The sequence below is a fragment of the Alloactinosynnema sp. L-07 genome (genome assembly GCF_900070365.1).
Taxonomy (GTDB): domain Bacteria; phylum Actinomycetota; class Actinomycetes; order Mycobacteriales; family Pseudonocardiaceae; genus Actinokineospora.
The window spans coordinates 5,642,412-5,664,391 of the sequence record NZ_LN850107.1; the positions used below are offsets into that span (position 1 = coordinate 5,642,412).

At 67.7% G+C, this 21,980-nt stretch carries 22 protein-coding genes and 1 pseudogene; 13 read left to right on the forward strand and 10 right to left on the reverse strand.

Annotated elements, in window-relative coordinates; all coding sequences use genetic code 11:
- Positions 1-14 precede the first annotated feature (14 nt).
- Together nagA and BN1701_RS25580 are read left to right on the forward strand one after the other, a co-directional pair.
- Positions 15-1,133: an N-acetylglucosamine-6-phosphate deacetylase gene (gene nagA / locus BN1701_RS25575; RefSeq protein WP_054052962.1), complete on the forward strand. Its 1,119-nt coding sequence runs from the start codon at positions 15-17 to the stop codon at positions 1,131-1,133.
- Between the two features lie 1,125 nt (positions 1,134-2,258).
- The gene (locus BN1701_RS25580; protein WP_054052964.1) at positions 2,259-2,918 is read left to right on the forward strand and encodes a DedA family protein; all 660 of its coding nucleotides are present in this window, start codon (positions 2,259-2,261) and stop codon (positions 2,916-2,918) included.
- On the opposite strand, the gene BN1701_RS25585 is transcribed toward BN1701_RS25580, so the two are convergent.
- The gene (locus BN1701_RS25585) at positions 2,909-4,294 is read right to left on the reverse strand and encodes an FAD-binding oxidoreductase (RefSeq protein ID WP_157368220.1); all 1,386 of its coding nucleotides are present in this window, start codon (positions 4,292-4,294) and stop codon (positions 2,909-2,911) included. The two genes, BN1701_RS25580 and BN1701_RS25585, sit on opposite strands and share 10 nt — an antisense overlap.
- A 134-nt stretch (positions 4,295-4,428) precedes the next feature.
- Here BN1701_RS25585 and BN1701_RS25590 point away from each other — a divergent pair, with 134 nt between their 5' ends.
- The 4 genes from BN1701_RS25590 (at position 4,429) to BN1701_RS25605 (ending at position 7,216) form a co-directional block, all read left to right on the forward strand.
- Positions 4,429-5,382 (forward strand): alpha/beta hydrolase, encoded by a 954-nt coding sequence (locus tag BN1701_RS25590; RefSeq protein ID WP_054052967.1) that lies wholly within the window; start codon positions 4,429-4,431, stop codon positions 5,380-5,382.
- 393 nt (positions 5,383-5,775) lie between these two features.
- A complete protein-coding gene (locus tag BN1701_RS25595; protein ID WP_054052969.1) occupies positions 5,776-6,090 on the forward strand; it encodes a DUF6191 domain-containing protein in 315 nt (104 codons plus the stop codon).
- Positions 6,087-6,497 (forward strand): hypothetical protein, encoded by a 411-nt coding sequence (locus BN1701_RS25600; protein WP_054052971.1) that lies wholly within the window; start codon positions 6,087-6,089, stop codon positions 6,495-6,497. Before BN1701_RS25595 ends, BN1701_RS25600 begins: the two co-directional genes overlap by 4 nt.
- Before the next feature lie 83 nt (positions 6,498-6,580).
- A complete protein-coding gene (locus BN1701_RS25605) occupies positions 6,581-7,216 on the forward strand; it encodes a DedA family protein (RefSeq protein ID WP_054056125.1) in 636 nt (211 codons plus the stop codon).
- Here the strand turns inward: BN1701_RS25605 and BN1701_RS25610 are convergent.
- Positions 7,206-7,559: a VOC family protein gene (locus tag BN1701_RS25610; RefSeq protein WP_054052973.1), complete on the reverse strand. Its 354-nt coding sequence runs from the start codon at positions 7,557-7,559 to the stop codon at positions 7,206-7,208. The genes BN1701_RS25605 and BN1701_RS25610 overlap by 11 nt on opposite strands.
- Before the next feature lie 80 nt (positions 7,560-7,639).
- On the reverse strand, positions 7,640-8,254 hold the full coding sequence (locus BN1701_RS25615; RefSeq protein ID WP_054052975.1) for a nucleoside/nucleotide kinase family protein: 615 nt from the start codon (positions 8,252-8,254) through the stop codon (positions 7,640-7,642).
- A 76-nt stretch (positions 8,255-8,330) separates the two neighbouring features.
- On the opposite strand from BN1701_RS25615, the gene BN1701_RS25620 reads away from it, so the two are divergent.
- From BN1701_RS25620 to BN1701_RS25630, 3 genes are all read left to right on the forward strand, one after another.
- Positions 8,331-9,338, forward strand: coding sequence for a LacI family DNA-binding transcriptional regulator (locus BN1701_RS25620; protein WP_054052977.1), 1,008 nt, complete (start codon positions 8,331-8,333; stop codon positions 9,336-9,338).
- A 115-nt stretch (positions 9,339-9,453) separates the two neighbouring features.
- Positions 9,454-10,050: a TetR/AcrR family transcriptional regulator gene (locus tag BN1701_RS25625; RefSeq protein ID WP_054052979.1), complete on the forward strand. Its 597-nt coding sequence runs from the start codon at positions 9,454-9,456 to the stop codon at positions 10,048-10,050.
- 78 nt (positions 10,051-10,128) lie between these two features.
- Entirely contained in the window at positions 10,129-10,464 is a 336-nt protein-coding gene (locus BN1701_RS25630; RefSeq protein ID WP_157368221.1) for a hypothetical protein, read from the forward strand.
- Here BN1701_RS25630 and BN1701_RS35995 read toward each other — a convergent pair.
- Positions 10,450-10,719: pseudogene (locus BN1701_RS35995) on the reverse strand (SDR family oxidoreductase); the annotation flags it as partial. The gene BN1701_RS25630 and the pseudogene BN1701_RS35995 overlap by 15 nt on opposite strands.
- A 64-nt stretch (positions 10,720-10,783) precedes the next feature.
- On the opposite strand from BN1701_RS35995, the gene BN1701_RS25640 reads away from it, so the two are divergent.
- The gene (locus BN1701_RS25640) at positions 10,784-11,512 is read left to right on the forward strand and encodes an SDR family NAD(P)-dependent oxidoreductase (protein WP_054052982.1); all 729 of its coding nucleotides are present in this window, start codon (positions 10,784-10,786) and stop codon (positions 11,510-11,512) included.
- Between the two features lie 51 nt (positions 11,513-11,563).
- On the opposite strand, the gene BN1701_RS25645 is transcribed toward BN1701_RS25640, so the two are convergent.
- From BN1701_RS25645 to BN1701_RS25655, 4 genes are all read right to left on the reverse strand, one after another.
- A complete protein-coding gene (locus BN1701_RS25645) occupies positions 11,564-12,445 on the reverse strand; it encodes a hypothetical protein (RefSeq protein ID WP_054052984.1) in 882 nt (293 codons plus the stop codon).
- Positions 12,446-12,481: 36 nt separating this feature from the next.
- Positions 12,482-12,643 (reverse strand): multiple cyclophane-containing RiPP AmcA, encoded by a 162-nt coding sequence (amcA, locus tag BN1701_RS36000; RefSeq protein WP_157368222.1) that lies wholly within the window; start codon positions 12,641-12,643, stop codon positions 12,482-12,484.
- The gene (gene amcB / locus BN1701_RS25650; protein WP_054052986.1) at positions 12,640-13,794 is read right to left on the reverse strand and encodes a cyclophane-forming radical SAM peptide maturase AmcB; all 1,155 of its coding nucleotides are present in this window, start codon (positions 13,792-13,794) and stop codon (positions 12,640-12,642) included. The genes amcA and amcB overlap by 4 nt, the downstream gene beginning before the upstream one ends.
- 449 nt (positions 13,795-14,243) lie before the next feature.
- The gene (locus tag BN1701_RS25655; RefSeq protein ID WP_054052988.1) at positions 14,244-15,008 is read right to left on the reverse strand and encodes a hypothetical protein; all 765 of its coding nucleotides are present in this window, start codon (positions 15,006-15,008) and stop codon (positions 14,244-14,246) included.
- Between the two features lie 87 nt (positions 15,009-15,095).
- Here BN1701_RS25655 and BN1701_RS25660 point away from each other — a divergent pair, with 87 nt between their 5' ends.
- On the forward strand, positions 15,096-16,205 hold the full coding sequence (locus tag BN1701_RS25660) for a helix-turn-helix domain-containing protein (protein WP_054052990.1): 1,110 nt from the start codon (positions 15,096-15,098) through the stop codon (positions 16,203-16,205).
- 46 nt (positions 16,206-16,251) lie between these two features.
- Here BN1701_RS25660 and BN1701_RS25665 read toward each other — a convergent pair whose 3' ends face one another.
- Complete coding sequence (locus BN1701_RS25665; protein ID WP_369800618.1) at positions 16,252-17,385, reverse strand: glycoside hydrolase family 76 protein; 1,134 nt, start codon at positions 17,383-17,385, stop codon at positions 16,252-16,254.
- A gap of 100 nt (positions 17,386-17,485) precedes the next feature.
- Between BN1701_RS25665 and BN1701_RS25670 the strand changes: the two genes are divergently transcribed.
- Positions 17,486-19,627 carry a molybdopterin-dependent oxidoreductase gene (locus BN1701_RS25670; RefSeq protein ID WP_054052995.1) on the forward strand — a complete coding sequence of 714 codons (2,142 nt, stop codon included), beginning with the start codon at positions 17,486-17,488 and terminating at the stop codon, positions 19,625-19,627.
- 315 nt (positions 19,628-19,942) lie between these two features.
- Here BN1701_RS25670 and BN1701_RS25675 read toward each other — a convergent pair whose 3' ends face one another.
- Positions 19,943-21,118 (reverse strand): FAD-binding oxidoreductase, encoded by a 1,176-nt coding sequence (locus tag BN1701_RS25675; RefSeq protein ID WP_172803320.1) that lies wholly within the window; start codon positions 21,116-21,118, stop codon positions 19,943-19,945.
- Between the two features lie 272 nt (positions 21,119-21,390).
- On the opposite strand from BN1701_RS25675, the gene BN1701_RS25680 reads away from it, so the two are divergent.
- The gene (locus BN1701_RS25680) at positions 21,391-21,828 is read left to right on the forward strand and encodes a MarR family winged helix-turn-helix transcriptional regulator (protein WP_054052997.1); all 438 of its coding nucleotides are present in this window, start codon (positions 21,391-21,393) and stop codon (positions 21,826-21,828) included.
- Positions 21,829-21,980 lie beyond the last annotated feature (152 nt).

Consider the following 21,980-nt stretch of genomic DNA (forward strand, 5'->3'; position numbering starts at 1 on the left):
TCGGGAGGACGGGCATGGCTGGACAACTGATCACCGGGCGGATCGTCACACCGGACGGCGTACTCGACGACGGCTGGCTCCACATCGACGGCGGGAAGATCAAAGCCGTCGGCACGGACCAGGCACCCGCCACCGAGCGGACCACCCGAGCGGACTGGGTCGTCCCTGGCTTCATCGACATCCACTGCCACGGCGGCGGCGGGGCCGCGTTCACCAGCCCCAACCCCGACGACATCCGCACCGCGACGGCCTTCCACGCCCGTCACGGCACCACGACGCTACTGGCCAGCCTGGTCTCGCGCCCCATCCCCGAACTGGTCGAACAACTCGCGATCCTGCGCGAACACGTCACCGACGGCGTGATCGCGGGCGTCCACCTGGAGGGCCCTTTCCTCGCCGAGGCCCGCTGCGGCGCCCACGACCCGGCGATCCTGACGCCCCCCGACCGCGACTCGGTCGCCGCTCTGCTGGATACCGGCCAGGTCCGAATGGTGACCCTGGCCCCCGAACTCGACGGGGCGATCGACGCGGTGAAACAACTCGTCGACGGCGGCTCCATCGCCGCCATCGGCCACACCGACGCCGTCGAGTCCCTGGTCCTACCCGCCATCGACGCGGGAGCGACCGTCGCGACCCACCTGTTCAACGGCATGCGCCCCCTCCACCACCGCGAACCCGGCCCCATCGGCGCTTTGCTGGACGACGAGCGGGTATCGGTCGAACTGATCTGCGACCTGGTCCACCTGAGCCCCACGATCGTGCGCATGGCCGCCCAACACGCAGGGACAAACAGAACTGTCCTGGTCACCGACGCAATCTCAGCAACAGGAGCGGGCGACGGCCAGTACCAACTCGGCGGCCTGACCATCGAAGTCCGAGACGGCGTCCCCACCGTCCAGGGCAGCAACTCCCTGGCAGGCAGCACCCTGACCATGGACGCGGCGTTCCGCAACCTGATCACCGCCTGCGGCCTGGACATCACCGCCGCCGTCGCCGCCACGGCAGCCCGTCCGGCTGACCTACTCGGCCTGGACACCGGCAGACTCGCCGCCGGAAAGTCCGCAGACGTGGTCCTCCTGGACGACAAACTGCAGGTGGAACGCGTCTTGCAGCGAGGGAACTGGATCGCCTGATCGCGAGGCGAAAACTCGAATGGGACCGAACTAGAACAGACGGACCGGCGCCGAGCGGGCGGACCGCGCGGGCCGGGATCGATCCAACGCAGGATGGGACCGGACAGGGCGGAACCCGGGCTCGGCCGGGGACCGCAGGCGGGACCCGGTGCGAGGCCGAACCCGGCCAGGGCGGGACCCCGGGCAGGGCACTGCCGGACCCAGGGCAGGCCGACCCGAGAGCAGCGCCGAATGGGGGCCGGGGCGGGCCGGCCGGGGCAACGCCGAACCGGGAGCAGGTTAACCCGAGGACAGGGCCAGACCGAGGCAGCGCCGAACGGGGGCCAGGCCTGCCGAGCCGGGGCAACGCCGAACCGGGAGCAGGTCGACCCGAGGACAGGGCCAGACCGGAGCAGCGCCGGATCCGGGGCAGAGCAGGACCGGGTATGGCCGGACCGGGGCATGGCTCGGGGGCGTGACTGGCGCGGCATGGCTGGCGCGGGACCGGACAGGGGCAGGCCGAACCGGGTCAAACGGGACCCCGGACCGCCAGGTCGACTGGGGCAGAGCGGAACCGGCGCGTAGCCGGATCGGGGCCGGACCGGCACGGAACTGAACGGCCCCAACTGAACGGCCTGGTTGGGTGGTTCGCCTTGATTTGGGGGAAATGGGCCTAAACTCGCGGTGCGGGTGAGTCTTCTTGACCTCGCCTTTTGACCCGCACAGGCCCATTTCCAGGGGTCCCCAAATCAAGGCGAACCACCCAACCAGGCACCAACCCGCCAACCAGGCCCACCACCCAACCAGCCCCACCCGACCAGGCCCCACCCAACCAGACACCACCAGCGCACCGCGAAGAGAGGCGAGTTGACCGCCGACCCCGAACGCCTCCTAACCGAGGCCTTACGCGCCCAAGCCGCGCGCACCCCCCTGTCGGAGTCACCAACGATCGGCGGATTCGGACTGCTTTCCGGCAGCGACCTGCCATTGGTCGCCCAAGCCGAGCCAACGGCCCGCTTCGAGCCCAAGACACCGACAAGGGTCTGGTGGATCCTCCTAGTAGCGCTCCTACTAGGCCTGGCAGCAGGCTCGCTCGTAGGCCTGCTGACCCTGATCTGACACCCGCCCCGTACCTTTGTTGTCGTGATGAGCGCCGCGCTTCCCGTGAATCTCGCCCTGCTGCCGTCCTGGCTGGATCCCGAGGTGATCCTGCGTGGGCTCGGCCCGTACCTGCTGCCCGGCCTGTGCCTGATCATCTTCGCCGAGTGCGGGCTGCTGATCGGGTTCTTCCTGCCTGGCGACTCGCTGCTGTTCACCGCAGGACTCTTCGTCGCGATCGACGCGATCACGCCGCCGTTGTGGCTGGTCTGCGTGTTGCTGACGGTGTGCGCGTTCGCAGGCAACGTCGTCGGCTACTGGATCGGCGAGAAAGCCGGGCCCGCGCTGTTCAACAAGCCGGACTCGAAGCTGTTCAAGAAGGAACACGTGGTCAAGACCCACGAGTTCTTCGAGAGGTACGGCCCCCGCGCCATCGTGCTCGCCCGGTTCGTGCCGATCGTGCGCACCTTCATCACCGCCATCGCGGGCGTCGGCAAGATGGACAAGCGCAAGTTCTTCGTCTACTCCGGCATCGGCGCGGTGCTGTGGGCCACGGGTGTGACGGTCCTTGGCTACTTCCTCGGCCAGATCCCGTTCGTACACGACAACCTCGAAGCCATGATCCTGCTGATCGTGTTCATCTCGATCATCCCGATCATCATCGAGGTCCTCAAGGCCCGCCGCGAGAAGCGCGCCGCTCAGAGCTGAGCGGCGAACATCGAACCCGGGTTGAACAGGTTCTCCGGGTCCAGCGCCGCCTTGATCGCCCGGTGGGTGCGCATGCCGATCGGGCCGATCTCGCGGGCCAGCCACTCGCGTTTGATCTTGCCGATGCCGTGTTCGCCGGTGACGGTGCCGCCCAGCGCGAGACCGATGGCCAGGATGTCGTCGAAAGCCTTGTGGGCGCGCGCGAACTCGTCCTCCGATGTCGCGTCGTAGACGATTGTCGGGTGCATGTTGCCGTCGCCCGCGTGGCCGACGACGGCGATCCGCAGGCCGACTTCGGCGCTGACCCGCTCGCAGCCCGCGATCAGTTCGGCGATGCGGGTGCGCGGGACACAGACGTCGTCGGTCAGCCAGGCGCCGTAGACCTCAAGGGCCATGAGGACGGCGCGGCGGGCGGTGAGCAGGGCTTGGCCTTCGGCGAGGTCGTAGGTCGTGTAGGCGAGTTCGGCGCCCGCGTCGGTGCAGACCTGTTCGATGACACCCAGTTCGCGGCGGGCGGCCTCGCCGCCTGAGTCCGACTGGCAGATCAGGAGCGCCGCGCATCCCTTGCCCGCGCCCAGTTCCGTCTTCAGGTGCGCCTCGACGGCCTCGATCGAGGTGGCGTCCATGATCTCCATCAGCGACGGCACGATGCCCTCGCGCACGATCCGGCTGACCGCGGCGCCCGCGGCCTCGGTGGAGCCGAACGCCGCGACCATGGTGCCGGGGGCCTGCGGCAGCGGGCGCAGCGCGAGCGTCGCCTGGGTGATCACGCCAAGGGTGCCCTCGCTGCCGATGAACAGCTTGGTCAGGTCGTAGCCCGCCACGCCCTTGACCGTGCGGCGGCCGGTCTTGAGAAGTTCGCCGTCGGCGAGCACGACGTGCACGCCGAGGACGGAATCGGTGGTGACGCCGTACTTCACGCAGCACAGGCCGCCCGCGTTGGTCGACAGGTTGCCGCCGATGGTGCACCAGTCATAGGAGGACGGGTCGGGCGGATAGAACAGGCCGTGCTTCTCGACGGCGCCGCGCAGGTCGAGGTTGACCACGCCCGGCTCGACCACGGCGAGACGGTTGTCCGAGTCGACCTCGAGGATCGTGTTCATCCTTGTTGTGACGAGCACAACACATCCGTCGATCGCGTTGGCGGCTCCGGACAGCCCGCTGCCCGCGCCGCGCGGCACGATCGGCACCCCGTGTTCGGCGCACGCCCGGACAACCTCTTGGACCTGTTCGACGTCCTGGGGGAACGCCACGGCGAGCGGCGAGCCGTACGGCGCCAGCGGCATCATGTCGCGCCGATACGCGGCGGTGACGTCGGGATCGACCGCGATCCCGTCGGCACCGAGGGCGGTGTTCAGCCTGGTCAGCAGGGACATAACAGTCACGGTAGTCCCCGCGACACAATGAAGAGTTAAGGCGTTCGGACGCAGTGAATCAGTAGATCGTTGACTTACAGTTGGTGCAGTGGTGGTCACTGTGGACACCCACATCGGGGGAGGGGCGGTGTGCCATGGCCGAGATGCCTGGTCCCAGCGTGCAGGCTCGCGCGCTCGCACTGTTCATGGGCACGACGATCCGGCCGATAGCCGAGCGGATCCGACTGCACGGCCTGCACCTGCGCGTGATCAGAGAGTCCTTCGACGCGCTCGGTTTCATGCCGCTGCCACGAGGGACGAAAGTCCGCCCGGTCAGCGAACCCCACGGCTACGGCGACGTCCACGGGATGTGGATCTGCGCCCGTGAGGCCGACGAGACCGCGGGCGCGATCCTCTACCTGCACGGCGGCGGCTTCGTCTTCGGCTCGATGCGCACCCACAAGCACCTGGCGGCCGCACTGTCGGCCACTTCGGGTCTGCCGGTGCTGCTGCTGAACTACCGCCGCGCGCCAGAGCACCAGTTCCCCGCGGCGGCCGACGACGCGGTCGCGGGCTATCACTGGCTGCTTGACCAGGGCTTCCCCGCGTCCAAGATCGTCGTGGCGGGCGACTCGGCTGGTGGACACCTGTCGGTCGGCCTGCTCGCCGACCTGACCCGCCTGCGCCTGCCGATGCCGGGCGCGGCGGTGCTGTTCTCCCCGTTCCTCGACCTGCACTGCACGCAGCTCGACGACCGCGACGCCACCCGCCGCGACCCGTTCATCCCACCGGCGCGCGCCCGCGAGGCGGCAGGGGTCTACGCGGGGACGACCGACCTGACCGACCCCCGGCTGACCGTGCTCAAAGGAAGCAAGCGCCGCTGGCCCCCGATGCTCATCCAGGTCGGCGACACCGAATGCCTCCTCGGCGACTCGGAACGCCTCGCGACCGCGATGCGGATGGCGGGAGCGCACTGCGAGCTGCAGGTGTGGCCGGGGCAGGTGCACGTGTTCCCGGCCTTCTACCCGATCGTCCCGGAGGGCCGCCTGGCCATCCGCTACGCGGGCGACTTCCTGCGTGCGGCGCTGGCGGAGTCGCTCGCCGCCTGAGGGACAGCGCGCCGGACAAGCAGGCAGACAAGTCCACGGACAGAAAACGCCTCATAATCCGGTTTTGCCTGGTGAACGACCGTAAGCGCACACCAAGACCCACCCCCAAGGCTCTGCCGCGACCACCGCGATCGAAGGGAACACCCGGAAGTCGCCGATCACGTCCAGCCTGGCGAGTACACCTCGACCCCACTTGTGGTCGGTGGCTACCGCGGGGCTCCGCCCGAGGACGTCGCTTACCTGTTCCACCCCTTCGCGAAGATCGTGAGGATGGGCGCGGGCGGCGGGATTCTGGTGGTCTCCGACCCAAGGGAAGTGTCCGTCGAGCGGCCGCACCGCCGGTGATCGGGCTCTAGTAGGGAACGGCACGGCCCGCCGGATCGTTCGACCGGCATGGGGACGGTGGAGACGATCCTGGCCTGGAGTGTTCCCGGCGGGACGCTGCTGATGGTGGCGGTCGGCGGCTACGAACTGCTGCGGCAGAAGCGCCGCAAGCGCCCGGGGACTCCGCTCACCGCGACCTACGTCAACGAGTTCACCGCCATGTTCTACGGCTCCAAACGGACGGAGCTGGACCACCGGGACTCGGTGTCGCTGCTGCGCGAGGAAGACGCCGAAGGTGCCCCACCGAACCACGGGGTCGATCTTGACCGGGGTGTCGTCGTCCTTCGGCGAGACGATCAGCGCGGCCCTACGGTGGAGGCATGACCGCACGAACCACCGCGTCGCTCTGGTCCGCCGTTGTCACCGCCGGTTCCGTGGTGATCGTTCTGATCGCCCTCAACACCGCTGCCGGTGTCATCAACCTGGGAAACAGCAACTACGAGGTCGAGTTCATCGACACCCCGGTCCTGGGCGCGTCGCTGCTGCTCGTCCCGCTGCTCGGCCTCGCCGCCCACCGGTCGGTGCCGATCGCGTTGCTCGGGCTGGTGGGGCTGGTCGTGCCGCTGGTCTTCGGAGCATGGGAGGCCGTGCGGCGGTATAAGGAGTCCGAATGGGGTGACGGGTTGGAGGTCCTCGGCTACGTGATTCCCATCGGGATCGGCACGCTCGGACTGGTCGCGGTATGGATCGGCGAGCTGATCGGGCGGCGTGCGGCGACGCTGACCCACTGATTGCGGCTTCGCCAAAGACAGGTGAATACGGACCCATTCCCCTGCGGCCCGCCGGACACCCCACGTAGTCTGGCCCCGTGACCATGGCTACGGGTCTGCTCGACTCCGCCGCCCCATTGCTGGTTTGGGCGATCGTGCTCGGCTTCGTCTTCGTCGAGTGCGCCTTCATCGTCGGCTTGTTCCTGCCCGGCGACTCGCTGCTGTTCGCCGCCGGGGTGGTGCTCGCGCAGGGCAACCACGAACACCAGGCGTGGTGGCTGTCGCTGGTGGCGACGGCGGTGGCGGTCGCGGGCAACCAGCTCGGGTACTACATCGGCCACCGGGCGGGCCACGCGATCATCACCCGGCGCGGGGGCAAGGTGATGAACGAGCACAACCTCCACCGGGCCAGGGACTTCCTCGACCGGCGCGGGTTCTGGGCGATCGTGCTCGCCCGCTGGATCCCGTGGATCCGCACGCTCGCGCCGCTGATCGCGGGGGCGGCGAAGATGGATCCCCGCAAGTTCGCGCTGGCCACGACCATCGGCGGCATCGCCTGGGTGCCGACGTTGGTGCTGGTCGGCTACTACGCCGCCGGTCTGCTCGACGAGCTGCCCTGGCTGCAGACCGCCGCGCTGGTCATCAGCGTCGCGTTCCTGGTGCTGGGCACCGTGTGGGGCGTGTGGCGCTACCGCCAGGAGATGCACAAGCCCGTCGACACGGTCTCCATCACCGAGTAGGCCGCAGGGCCAGTTGGATTCCGTCGGGGTCGCACACGGAGATCTCGTCGGAGCAGGCGATGAACGGGACGCCGAACTCGGTCAGCCGGGTCACCCACGTGCGGAGCTCGTCCACCGCGAATGTCAGCCGGTCCAGCCCCGGCCGGGAGCCGTCGAACGTCGCGCGCGCGGCGTCGAGGTGCTGGACCAGGGTGAGTGTGATGCCGAAGCCGTCGAGCGGCACCGATCTCCGGCCGGGGACGTCCTGCTCGGCGGCGCTGGTGAAGCCCAGGACCCGCTCGTACCAGGGGACGCTGCGGTCCACATCCGTCACCGTGAGCGCGACCTGGCGTACGCCGGGCATCGCCGACCGTCCCTTCCTTGCGCCGTTCGGATCCTGACCTTCGCCCATAGTGCCCCAGTCCGGTGACCAGTGGAGCGCCGTTATTCGACCTTCCGCAGGTGGAGATCCGCCGTTCCCGCCGTGGTCGCCACCAGTTCGGCGTTGCGCTCGTCGGATCCGGTGGTCCGCTCCCAGGCCTGCGCTGCCGTCCTGCCGAAGGCCATGTGCCGCTTAACCAGGCGTTTCCGGCGCAGGACCGGGTCGGGGTCGAGGTACCAGACCGCGTCGAGCAGGGGCCGGACCGCGGGCCACAGCAGCAGATAGTTCCCTTCGGTGACCACGAGGGGAACCTCACACGGCACCGCGACCGCGCCCGCCACCGCGTCCTCGATCTCGCGGCGGAACTCCGGGGCGTAGACGACCGGGTCGGTGTTGGCCCGCAGCCGCCGCAGCATGGCGACGTAGCCGTCGGCGTCGAAGGTGTCCGGGGCGCCCTTGCGGTCGACCCGGCCCAGCCGCTCCAGCTCGGCGTGGGCGAGGTGGAAGCCGTCCATCCCGACGAGCACGGCGTCGCGGCCCAGCTCGGCGACCAGCCGGGCCGCCAGGGTCGACTTGCCAGAGCCGGGCGGCCCGGCGATGCCTAGCAGCCGCCTGCCATGGCCCGCCATGGCCCGCCCCAGGGCGACCAGGTCGGCAAAGATCGGCTCCCGCGACATCCGTCGTCCTCCCTTAGGAGTAAGGTCCCCGCGCGCAAGCGTTTGCATACGGCAGTCAGGACATTCCGTGGCCACTATGGACGACGTCGCGAAGCTCGCGGGCGTGTCGATCAGCACCGTCTCACATGTGGTCAACGAGACCCGCGCGGTCGCGGTCAGCACGCGCGCCAGAGTGCTGGCGGCGATCGAGTCGACCGGGTACACCGGCAACGCCATCGCCCGGTCGCTGGTCACCGGCGGCACCAAGTCCATCGGCGTTGCCATGTCGCTGCTGGCCAATCCGCACCTGGCCGAGCTGATCCACGCGATCGAGGCCGAGGCCACCAGGGCCGGGTACACCATCCTGCTCGGCGACACCCTCGACTCGCCCGACGGCGAGCGCGACGCGGTGCGCAAGCTGCAGGCCCGCCGGGTCGACGGCATGCTGCTCACCCCGGCCCCCGGCGACACCGCCACGCTTGAGCAGCTCGCCCGCACCGGCGTGCCCGCGGTGCTGGTCGACCGGGTGTCGCACAAGGTCAAGCTCGATCAGGTCGGCCCGGAGAACATCCAGTCGACCTCGGCGCTGGTCTCGCACCTGGCCGCGGCCGGGCACCGGCGGATCGCGTTCATCAGCGGCGTGGAGTGGATGGTCGCCAGCGAGGAGCGGACGCTGGGCTACCGGCTCGGCCTGGGCCGCGCGGGCCTGCGCTGGGACTCCAACCTGGTCGCGGGCGGCGGCGCGTCCCACGAGGACGGTGTGCTGGCGCTGCGCAGGCTGCTGACCGTGCCGGAGCGCCCGACCGCGGTGATCACCGGCAACGGCGCGATGACCGCGGGCGCGGTGCGGGAGGCCACGGCGCACGGGCTGCGGATCGGCGAGGACCTGGCGATCGTCGGCCACGACGAGGTCGAGTGGGCCGAGTTGGTGCGCCCGTCGATCACCACCATGGCGCACCCGGTGGACGAGATCGGCCGCACCGCCGTGCGGCTGCTGCTCGACCGCCTGAACGACCGTGAGCACGCGCCGCGCACCGTGCTGCTGCCGCCGCGGCTGATCCATCGGGAGTCGTGCGGGTGCGACCGGACGGCGGCGTCGGGGTAGCTTGCGCCGCGCAAGACGGGTCTTGCATACTTGCGCTTGGCTACCGGGTAGTAGGTCGTCCGACGCTGTCGCCATCGACGAGGGGACGGTGGCGCCTGCGGGTAGCTTGATCCTTATGGCGACCGGGACCCGTGAGCGGATCATCGACGCCGCGCTCGGCTTGTTCGTCGAGCGCGGCGTCGCTGCTACCCCGGTCACCGCGATCGAAGCCGCGGCCGGGCTCTCGGCGGGCAGCGGCGGCTTCTACCGCCACTTCCCCGACAAGGACGCACTTCTGGCCGCCGTGGTCGAGCGCGAACTCGTCCGGGTGCGCAAAGACCCAGACACCCGGCAGGCGAGCACGGGCGGGCCGATCACCGATGGACTCGCCGCGCGGCTGCGCTCGGACTTGACCTTCCTTGCCGACCTTCGGCCGCTGATCGCGATCCTGATGTGGGAGCGCGGCCGGGCGCCGCAGGTGGCCGAGACGGTCCAGAAGATGATGATGGACCGCGGCGTCGAGATGGGCGTGGCCGACCTGCTGTTCGGCGACCCGACCCCGTTGGTGGCCGAGGATCCGGCGGCCGCGGCCGCGGTGATGCAGTCGGCGATGATCGGCTACTTCGTCGCCGCGGACTACTTCGGCGTCCCGCCCGCCGGGGTGGACGCCCGACGCTTCACCGACACCCTCGCCAAGCTGCTGACCCGACATCCTGGTCGCGAATCCGCGTAACGGCCACAGAGGACGGAACGACCCTCCGACAGGGTCCGGCAGCCGTCGACTCCGCACGGCCAAGGGAGTCGGATGAACGTGAGCACGGAATCCGAGTCGACCGAGCTGGCGATCACGTCGTCAGCCGAGTGGCCCGCCGCCCGGCGGTCGCTGAGCCGGTGGCTGCTGCGGCGGGACGTGCCGGAGCTGCTGGCCTGCGACGTCGTCCTGGTCGCCGAGGAGGCGTTGACCTTGGACGGTCCACTGTCGATCACCGCGGAGGCCTCCGCCGAGGCTGTGGTGCTGACGATCACCGGTCAAGCCGAGATCGATCCGGTCGGCCTCCCCATGGCCCACGCCGCGGCGGAGAAGGTCGAGGTCGAGCGGACCACGGTGGTCGCCCACTTCCCCCTGCCCCGTTCAGAAGCCCCCTGACACCGGCAACACCGCGCCGGTCACGAACGATGCCGCCGGGCTGAGCAGCCACACGACCGCCTCGGCGATCTCCGGTGGCTGCCCGGCGCGACCCATCGGGATGCGCGGGGCCAGGCGCTGTGGCCGGTCAGGCATACCGGCGGCGGCGTGCAGGTCGGAGTGGACGAGTCCGGGCGCCACCACGTTGACCCGAATGCCCTCGCCCGCAACCTCTTGGGCTAGTCCGTAGGAGAGGGTCTCAACCGCGGCTTTGGTCAACCTCCATCTAGAGGACCGGTGTTTCCACTGGTACACAACGCCTTTGTGCCAGGATGGCAGCGTGACGGTTCTGGTGGTTACTGGAGGCGGGCGAGGTATCGGCGCAGCGGTCTGTCGCCGCGCCGCGCGCGAGGGATTCGACGTCGTCGTCAACTACGCCGACGACAGGAAGTCGGCCGAGGACGTCGCGGAAGCTGTCCGGACGGTCGGCCAGCGCGCAATGACCGTGCGGGCGGATGTGTCCGACGAGGACCAGGTCCGCGACTTGTTCCGCCAGGCCGACGAACTCGGTTCTCTCTCGGCTCTGGTAGTGAACGCGGGTATCACCGGAAACACCCCCGGCAAACTCCACGACCAGAGCGTGGCGACCTTTCGCCGCGTCTTCGACGTGAACGTGACAGGCGCGTTCCTCTGTATGCGCGAGGCCGTGGGCAGATTGACCGACGGCGGAGCTATCGTGGCCGTGTCAAGCACCGCCGCACGTCGCGGATCGCCAGGCGAGTGGGTTCACTACGCGGCAAGCAAATCAGCTCTGGAAACTCTCGCTTACGGCCTGGCGCAAGAGGTCGCCGATCGGGGCATCCGTGTGAACACCGTCGCGCCGGGACTGGTCAACTCAGACCTCCACGCAGCCGCGGGCATGCCGGACCGGCCACAACGACTCGCTTGGAAGATCCCGCTTGGCCGAGCGGGTGAGCCTGAAGAAATAGCGGAAGGCGTGGTCTGGCTACTCACGCCCGCCGCGTCGTTCGTCACCGGCGCAGTATTGCCAATATCCGGGGGCTTCTGATCGGCGGATCCGCGCCATTGACGCGGACCCGCCGATCACCTGCTGTTCGTTCTACTTGCGAATGCTTGCCAACACTTCGTCGCCGATCTTTCGGAGGCTGGGCGCAAGGGCTTCGCCTATTCCGCCCTCGTCCGCGTTGGCCAGGTACCGAACGACCGCGGCCAGCAAAGCGAGCCTGCCGGTCGGAGTGTCCAACTGATCGGCGAACACAGCCTGGACTCGGTCCGCGACGTGCGGGACGAGCAGACTGTTGCAGAGCAACGTGGCGGCGTCGTACCCGAGGAGATCACGGCGCCAGGACTCCCAGTCCAACAGCCACAGGTCAGGCCCTGTGATGTTGCTCCAGTGCAGATCCGCGTGAGCGGTCGTCCACTCGGCCATGTCGAACAACGATGCGTTGAGCTGCACGCCGAACTCACGTTCCACTCCGCGGAGAGTGAAGCCGACAGTGTCGACCTCGCTTCGCGGCGGAACCGGGTTCTTCGCCAGCGCGTCGATCGCGGTCCGCACGTCGGACCACCATGTCTCCGGTAGGCCCGGATCCGTGGTCAGTACGGCGTCCTGGGCGATGGCTTTCGCCGGGACCAAGGTCATGACCTCAGCGCGCATTCGACATCCGTTGCGGTACTCGGTGCGGTTGTCCCAGTCGACCCAGCGCAGCACGTCGGGTTTGGGCACACCCTCGATCGCGTTAGCCGTGACGTTGCCGTCCCAGCGACAGGCGGGCTGGTAGTCCGGATCCTCGGTAACGACCCGCAACCAGACCTCCGTCCCTGAGTCCGTTGCGACCGTGCCCGCTGACCGCATGTCGTAGGTGTTGACCACCTCAGCGCCCGTCAACTGCGCGCCGAGGTGCGTCGCAGCCAGGTCCACCTGGTCGAGCAGCCACAGCCGACGTTGCTCGACGGCCTGCTCGATTTCCTCGTCGGTCAAGGTCCTCCTGCTTTCGTCACGCAGGTCCGTGTTCGGCTAGTTCTTCGAGAACGTGCCGTCCTTGTAGTGGCTCTGCCCCTTCCTCCCCCAATCCTGCACCACCGGGTAGCCGTGGCCGGTCTGAGGCGTGTGCCGGTTGATCAGATTCTGCCACTTCATGGGTTTCGGCTGGGCCACAAGCTGTTCGAGCACGGTCATTCGTTCGCTCCTTCTCTCATCAGATCGCCAAGCGCCAGGACAGGCGCCTGGAAGGACGTCAGGCAGTGGAGTGTTTCCGTGGCACGGAAATTCCCGTGCTCGAAATACCGGTTTCCGGCGTGAGCACCCTGACAGTAGTTCCAGAACTCGCACGTCCGCTTGCACTCGTTCAGGCCATCCATGAACTCGCGGACGTAACCAATCTCCGCGGCGCGTCCAACGATGGACGCGATCGACTCGCGCCGCACGTTGCCCGCCACGAAGTCCTCATATTCGGCAGAGCGCACACCCAGAAGCTCCGGCGACAGCAGAATCACGTCACCATTCCAGCCGACTGTGGGAATGGGATCATGCAATCCGTCCGCGCTCTGAATCTCCGACGCCAAGCCGAGGAACCCGAAGAGGCTTCGGACCTCCCGGATCGTCATCGTCGGGTTGGCGGCGCTCCAACGAAACACGTCGCGCCAAAACGATCTAGCCTGCTCCAAGGCGGGCGGCTGACCGTCGACGTTGGCGGCCTCCTTGCCTTCGACGTTCAAGCCGATCCACGAGCAGCCGAGTTCGGCGAAGAATTTCAGCAGTTCCTCTGCGTGCGGGATGCTGTCCTCCGTAACGACGGCAAGGGTTGTGAAACCAATGTCGTGCGCCTTGAGACACTCGATCCCCCTCAGGATCCGGTCGAACATCTCGCGGCCAGCCCGGTCCACACGGTGCCGGTTGACAAACCGCGGGCCGTCCAGGCTCACGCCGACGTCGATGTCGTAGTCCTTGAACAGACCGCACCACTCGTCGTTGATCAACGTCGCCCCGGTCTGGATCCGGTGCACCACCCGCCCTGCGGCTCGAAGATCCTCGAAAGGCGCCAGCAGCTCACGGAATCTCGCGCAACCAACCGCTAGGGGCTCGCCCCCATGCCACACGATCTCCAGCGGCTTGCCGATTCCCCACTCGGCGCCGATTCCCTCGGCCAGCGCGCGAGCGGTCTCAATCGTCATCTCCTGCTTCCGGTGCCGTTCCGGCAGGTAGCAATAGGTACAAGCGAGTGGGCAAAGACTGGTCGGCTGAACGATCATGGTCTGCGGCGTCGCCAACAGCCACCTGTCGGCCGCCTCAGGCTGATTGATGCTCCGCATGGTTAGAGGGATGACCACGTCAACTCCTTCTGGGTCGGTTCTCATCGAGCGCGTCGGCAATCACGGGGCGGCATGTCGAGGTCGGGCTCCTCGATGTCGGCCAAGCGGACTCGGGAGTTCGCGCAATTGGTCGAGCACCCAAAGGTCGCCGACCTTCGCCCAAACGACAGGCGGCTGCTCGTCGCCCCTACACGGAACCTCTAGGTAGTCAAGGACCCGAGCCGCGCTGACGCAGTCGAACGCCCGGATGACGGCCACGTCGATGAGCCCGATTCCGTACCGAACCGCGTAAAGGCCATTAACCCGACCAGTGAGGCCCGGCAGCGGCGAAAGCCTGAACCCGTTGCAGCGAAGGAGGTCCACGCGAGCGCGAACCGCACTGGCGCGCGGCTGATCGGGCTCGATGCCGGGATCGACTCCCACATGTACCGGTGTCGGGAGTTCTTCCGCAAGGCGCCGTTTGGCTGTCACACGATCCCGCCAATCCGCGAAGCCGCGTCCCGGCACTCCTCGCACCGCACGACTGCGGAGTCAGGCCCCACAGCGTTGTCGCTGAGCCAAACACCGCAGACGGCCACCGAAACCATCCTGTGCTGATCCCCGCGGTCGACCAGGCGTGGAAGTCCGTCGCACGTCTCCTGTAGGTGGGCCACGACCGAACGGAAGTAGCCCTGGAACCATCTGAGGTTGGTCAAGACGATCTTCATCGGTCCTCCACCCCGGCCGCGAACGTTTGGGTGGACCCGCACGGCGACCAAGGCGCCGTGCGGGTCCAGCGAGAAGCAATCAACGGCGACCGCCGGGGGTCGTCGCCGGGCGCCGCCTGTCGGCCCGATGCCCCCGTGAGTCCGAAATTTCCTTGCACGGATATCTATTTCGTGGAGTCGATCCAGAACCGGAATCAGCCACGCGCCAGTTGGGGTGAGAAGGCCCGAGTACCAGGCGTTCATGCCGTTGACCATGGCCACAAAACGTATGTAGGAGTCCGCCAGGGCAACATCGAGGTGCGTATACAACCAGGGCTTCATCGGATGGCCACCGTCGTAAACATCAGGAACGGCCGGAATCCACCTAAGCCTGTCGTCGCGCGCGTGCCTGAGCACCATGGACAGGCCAAGCGTGGGCGTCAGCACCACGTCCTCGCCAATCACGGCGGGGCTTTGCACAACGGTCGTTGCCGGTGACACCACGCCCACTACCTCCTCACCTGTCATGTCCGCCGCCAGCGACATCGCCGAGAACTGGCTAGGGGTAGCCTTGCGAATGCAGGCCGTGACGGGGAAGTCTCGACGCGTCTACAAGCGTCTACAGGTGGTGCCATGGACAATCTGGGCTACTCGCTGCGGGCCGCACGCGAGGCGGCCGGCCTTAGCCTTGGAGCTGTGGCGAAGAAGACCCACTACTCCAAGTCACTTCTAGGCCATCTCGAAACCGGTGTGCGTCCGGTCAGAAACGAGCACGTCATCGCCTATTCGAGGGCGCTGGGCGTACCGGTTGGCAGCCTCTTCGGCGAACCCGATGATCCACTGAGGGTCGCTCATGAATGGCTGGTGAACGATCAGCCCGCCCGACTGCACCAAGACGCCGGGCGGCGCATTGGGGAAAGTCTGACCCAGACGCTTGAATCCAGAGTCATTGAGCTGCGCCTGCTTGACGACGTGATCGGCGGGACGGATCTGCACCCGCTAGTCGCCCAGGAGCTGAACGACGCGAAAAACGTCGTGTCCGATGGTTCATATAGCGAACACATTGGTCGCCGACTACTGAAGGTCGTCGGCGAGCTGTCGCAACTCGCGGGTTGGGTCACGAGCGATGCCGGAAGGCACGTCGCCGCCGAACGGGCATACCTGTCTGGCGTGGCCGCGGCTCGCGACGCTGGCGACACAGCGCTTGCCGGTCAGCTTCTGTCTTCGCTGAGCTACCAAATGGCCAATATCGGCAATCCCTCCGATGCGGCTCTGCTCGCTCGATCAGCGGTAAAGGGCGCGGCACAGGCGACTCCTGTTGTGAAGACCCTCCTACTTGAACGTGCGGCGTGGGCAGAAGCTCGCGCGCGGAACAGCGACGCCGCGCGACGCATCCTTGACGAGGTAGACGAAACCTACGAGGAGCGATCTGATGGAATCGAAGAACCGCACTGGGTCTACTGGATGAACCGCAGCGAGATCGACGTCATGGCCGGACGCTGTTTGATCGAACTCGGGCATCCGGCCGCTGCGGAACCATTGCTCACGGCCGCGATCGACTCGTATACGCCAGAACACGCACGAGAGGTTGGCCTGTACCTATCGTGGCTCGCAGAGTCCTACGCGCGCTCAGGCGAGTTCGACGCCGCGCGAGAAACGCTCATCCGCTCGAAGCGGGCCAGCGACTCAGTCAACTCAGCACGACTGGACAGTCGAATCCAGGAGGTCGAGCGGCTCGCCTGAGACTGGCACCCGCGACCAGCGCCTAGCCACTGATTCGCGCGCAAGCTCATGGCGCCATGTTGGCATGACCTTCCAGCAGCGCGGCGGCTTCCATGAACATCCAGCCGGACAGCTGGACCGAAAGGTCGCGCTCGACGCGCCGGTCGCGCCTGCCCCGTGGGGTGATCGCGGGGACGACCGGCTCGTCGCCGAACAGCGGGCCGCTGCGGGCCACGCCGCGGTTGCGCCAGGTCTCCTCGGCGGTGGTGATCACCATGCGCGCGGCCAGGTCGCCCGCGGCCTGTGGCAGGCGGATCGCCGACAGCGCCAGGTAGCGGGCGAGGATCCCGGCGAACAGGCCGCCGTCGCCGCCCGCGCGGCCGGGGAGGACGCCGTCGACGGCCAGGTGGCCCGCCACGGCCCGGACCGTGCGCTCGGCCCGCTCGGTCCACTCGCCGGACGGGTCGTCGGCGGCCAGTTCGACGCAGGCGCCGAGGAAAACGCCCTGGCAGTAGGTGTAGACGACCTCGACGCGTTCGCGGACCTCGCCGTCGGAGTGGACGTAGAGGCCGTCCCAGACCAGGCCGGTGGTGTCGTCGAGCAGGTACTCGTCCATCCAGTCGGTCATCGAGCGGGCCCGCTGGCGGTCGGCGCGGTCCTGGGCGAAGCGGGCCAGCAGGATGGCGGCGGGGCCGTTGGCCGGGACGTTCTTGAGGGTGTCGTGGCGGCGCCACCAGATGCCGCCGCCGCCGTGGTCGGTCCAGCCGCCGCGGATCTGGGCGGTGATCGCGTCGAGTGCCTTCTCGGTATCGATGCCCAGTTCGTCGGAGGCGCGCAGCAGGGCCAAGCCCATCCAGGCGATGTCGTCGTAGTACTCGTTGGTCCACTTGCCCAGGTTGCGCACGTGGACGCCGCGGATGTGCTGGCGGATCGTCCGCAGCCGGACCGGGCTCGGCGCGCGGAGTTGGGCGTCGATGAGGCAGTCGAGCAGGTGGGCCTGCCACCAGTAGTTCCAGCTCAGCAGCAGGCGGTGGCCTGGGGTTGACGGCCAGGTCGCGACGCCGAGGCGGGTGCCGGGGACGGCCCACAGTCTGCGCAGGTGCCGAGCGAGGACACCTTGCTCGGCCACGGCGGCGCGGGCCGCCCACAACTGAGGGCACCGCTCGGCAGCGCCCTCCGCGTACTCCGTACCCCGGGTCACCTACCAATAGTGACGGCTGGATCGTTTCCGATGTCCCGCGAGCGGGGATTTGTCACCGGGTCGTGCGAGGCTGTCGGTCCGGACGATGAGGGGCGGAGCTATGCGCACCGAGCAGGTCACATGCCCACTTTGCGAGGCGACGTGCGGTCTCGACGTCACCATCGACGAAGATCGGGTGACCACCGTCCGTGGCGACGCCGCCGACGTCTTCTCCGCGGGCTACATCTGCCCCAAGGGCGCATCGATCGGCGCCCTGCACCACGACCCCGACCGCCTCCGCACCCCCATGATCAAGCGCGACGGCCAGTGGCACACCGCGACCTGGGACGAGGCGTTCGCCGAGATCTCGGCCCGGCTGCTGCCGATCATCGCCGAGCACGGCAAGGACGCGGTTGCCATCTACGCGGGCAACCCGTCGATCCACAACACGTCCACCGCGCTCTATGGCCGCGTGCTCTACAAGGCGCTGTCGACCAAGAACTTCTACTCCGCCAGCACCGTCGACCAGATGCCCAAGCACGTGTCGGCGGGGTACCTGTTCGGCGACCCGATGAGCATTCCCGTCCCCGATGTCGACCGGACGTCGTATCTGATGCTGCTCGGGGCCAACCCCCTGGTGTCCAACGGCAGCCTGATGACCGCGCCGGACATGCGCGGCCGGTTGAAGGCCATCCGCGCCCGCGGCGGCAAGATCGTCGTGCTCGACCCCCGCCGCTCCCGCACCGCCGAGGTGGCCGACGAACACCACGCCATCCGCCCCGGCACCGACGCGCTCCTGCTGTTCGCGCTGGTCAACACCCTCTTCGCGGAGGACTTGGTGGCCCTGGGCGCGCTGGCGGACCAGGTAACCGGCGTCGAGGAAGTCCGAGACCTGGCCGAACCGTTCACCCCGGAAGCGGTCGAGTCGATCACGGGGATTGCGGCCCCCGAGATCCGGCGCCTGGCCCGCGACCTGGCGGGCGCCGAGAGCGCGGCGGTGTACGGCCGGATCGGCACCTCGACACAGGCCTTCGGCACCCTGGCGAGCTGGCTGGTCGACGTACTCAACGTCCTCACCGGCAACCTCGACCGCCCCGGCGGCGCGATGTTCCCCTTGGCCGCGGCAGGCCAGGCCAACGTCCAAACAGGACGACGCCGCGGCTTCGCCCACGGCCGCTGGCGCAGCCGAGTCCGCGACCTCCCGGAAGTCCTCGGCGAATTCCCGGCAGCCACTCTGGCCGACGAGATCCTGACTCCGGGGGAGGGCAAGGTCCGCGCGCTGGTGACGGTGTGCGGCAACCCGATCCTGAGCACCCCGAACTCCGGCAGGCTAGCCGAAGCCCTCGACCAACTCGACTTCATGATCTCGCTGGACGTTTACCTGAACGAGACCAGCAGGCACGCCGACGTCATCCTGCCTGGCCCCTCTCCTCTCCAACGCCCGCACTACGACGTCGCCCTCTACCAGTTCGCCGTACGCAACGTCGCCAACTGGACCGCCGCCGCCCTCCCCGCCGACGGCCCCCAGGAATGGGAAACCCTCCTCCGCCTCACCGGAATCATCACCGGCGCAGGCGCGGATGTGTCGGCACTGGACGACTTCGTGGCAGCCCAAGTCGCCGCCCGCGCAGGCGTAGAACCAGATCCCGCACTGACGGGCCCAGAACGCCTGATCGACCTCCTACTGCGCGGCGGTCCATACAAGGTGACCCTGGCGGAACTGAAGGAAGCCCCACACGGCCTCGACTTCGGCCCGCTGCAACCACGCGTACCCGACGTACTCGCGACGCCAAGCGGCCTGATCGAACTGGCCCCACCAGCGCTGGTCGAAGACGTCCCCCGCCTCGCCGCCGAACTCCACACCGTCCCGAATGGACAGATGCTCCTGATCGGCAGACGTCAACTGGGTTCGAACAACTCCTGGATGCACAACCTGGAACCGTTGGTGCGAGGCAAGAACCGCTGCACAGCCCAGGTAAACCCGGCAGACGCCGAACGACTTGGATTGGTCGACGGCGAAGAGGCGACTGTGCGGTCACGGACGGGGAAGATCCGCGTCCCGGTCGAGGTAACCGACACGATCCGAACCGGCGTGATCAGCATCCCCCATGGCTGGGGCCACGACCTGGACGGAATGCGAACGGCGGTGGCGACAGCCCACGCGGGCGTCAACTCAAACCTGCTGGCAGACGAACTACTCATCGACGCCCTATCAGGAAACGCAGTACTGAACGGCATCCCCGTAGAAGTAACCCCAAACTGACCAACCAACGCACGCGAACCCAAGATCAACCCCACCCAGCCCAACTCGGGCCCCTGTGGGGACCGAAGGTCCTTGCTTGAGGGGACCGAAGGTCCCTGCACTTCCCCCAGCACCCTCGTCCTGGCAATCCCTTATCCGGAAACAGGCCTGTCAATGGTCAGCTTGCTGATCGCGCAGCGACGCCGCAGGCGCCATTGACAGGCCTGTTTCCGGATAAGACGCTGATTGACGAGGGAGCGGCTCGGTCTTCGAAGCCCGAACGAGTGCACTCATCGTCGTACAACGAACGAGCACACTCGTTGGTGTGTTGCGGTTTTAGTCCACTGTGAACGGATCGTAGGTGATCCTGTCCAGAGGGGTTCCGGCTACCAGCATGCGGGAGACTGTTGATCTGATCATGCCTGGGGAGCCTGAGACCAGAACATCCCTGTCCGCCCAAGCTCCGTACCGTGTAACGACATCCGCCAAGGTGCCCTGTTCAACGCCTGGCACGTTGGGTTCCTCTACGACCGGGACCACTGTCAGCCAAGGGTTTACGGCGGCGATGCTCTGCATGTTGGCGACGTCGTACAGGTCTTGGCGGATGCGGCCGCCGATGAAGAGGTGGACGTGGGGGTTCTCGCCCCACTGGGCCAGGTGATCGATGATCGCGCGCATCGGCGACAACCCGGTGCCGCCCGCCACCATCAAGACGTCCCTGCCGCTCTCACGGTCCACAGTTATCCGGCCCATGGGTGGGCCCATTTTCCAAACGTCGCCGATGTGGGCGTGGGCGACTATTGATCGGCTTACCCAGCCGCCTTCGACGCCTCGGATGTGGAAGTCGATGGTGCCGTCGGCGCGGGGGGCGTTGGCTGGAGTCAGGTAGCGCCAGAGGCGGGGGCGTTGGGGGACTTCGACGCTCAAGTACTGGCCGGGTTGATACGGCAAGGGGTAGTGGGGGCGGACTCGGACGACGCCGAGGTCCCAGCCGATGCGTTCGTGGGAGATGACTTCCGCGTGCCAGTAGGCGGGGCCTTCGTCGGAGGCGGCCGCGTCGAGCATGGCGCGGGCCATGATCGTGTAGGCCTCTGCCCACGCGCGTTCGATGTCGTCGGTCCAGGCTGGGCCCGCGAACTTCTTGACCGAGGAGATCAGGGCCATGCCAACGGCCTCATAGTGGGTGCTGACGACACCGAACTTGCGGTGGTCGCGGCCCAATTGCTGCAGGAACGGCACCAAGTCATCCGGGCGGTCGACCATCTGCACGACGTGCACGAGCGCGCGCAGCAGGCGGGAGCGCTGGACCTGCATGTTGGCCGGGAACATCTCGCGGATGGATGGTTCGATCGTGAACAGCATCCCGTAGAAGAACTGAGCCACCTGTTCGGCGTGCGGCTCGACCCCCGCGAAGCTCTCGCGGACCAGCCGCACCATCGTGGACACGGCGGTGGGGGACTCGGTCCGGGGTTGGGAGGCCGGAATGGGACTCACCAAGGCGTTGGCTGTCATGGTCGGGGGGTCGACTCCACCTCTCGTGCGCCGGGTAAGTCTGGGGCCACGGTACTAGAGCTTCCATCCCCCGACGGAGTGTTAAGAGTAGTCGGAATCTGGGAAATGGCGCCCAGGATCACCCCAAGGTGTGCCGTATCCTCACGTTCAGTGATCGCCATTCGTCCTATCGAGGGACAGCCGACCGGGGGATTTGGCATTCGGCTGATGGTCGTAATCGTTTGGCGAGACCAACATTCACCTGCCCGCGACCGGCGGATAACGTTCCGTATGTGACTGAGGACCGTGAGGAAGCCGCCCACGACTTGGAGCGTGAGCTGTCGAAGCTGTTCGGCCGCGCCCGCAGCGTGTCGCTGACCCTTGCGGCCAAGATCCACCCTGGTCTCGACGGCGCCTCCTACGCCCTGCTGCTGCACCTGATGGACATCGGCCCGGTGCGCGCCGCCGATGTGGTCGAGCGGACCGGGCTGGACAAGTCGACAGTGAGCAGGCAGGTCGCCCGACTGGAGGAACTGGACCTGATCGAGCGAGTTCCCGACCCGTCCGATGGTCGGGCGCGGCTGGTCCAGCTCACCGCTGTCGGCAGCGCGCGGCTGGCCGAGGTCCGCGCCGACCGGCGCAAGCAGCTGCGCGGGAAGTTCGAGGAGTGGCCCACGGGCGACCTGCGTGAGTTCGCGCGGCTGCTGGGCAAGCTCAACGACGCACTGTGATCTGGTTCACCTCCCCTTCGCTTGGCTGTTCAGCCAAGTTTGCCCAGTTCGGAGCCGGTCTGATCGGCACTGCGTGACCGTGATCGACGAATCCACCACCCGGATGGCGGCTTCCCACGATCGCGTGAACCGTCCCGGTGGAAATTTCACGC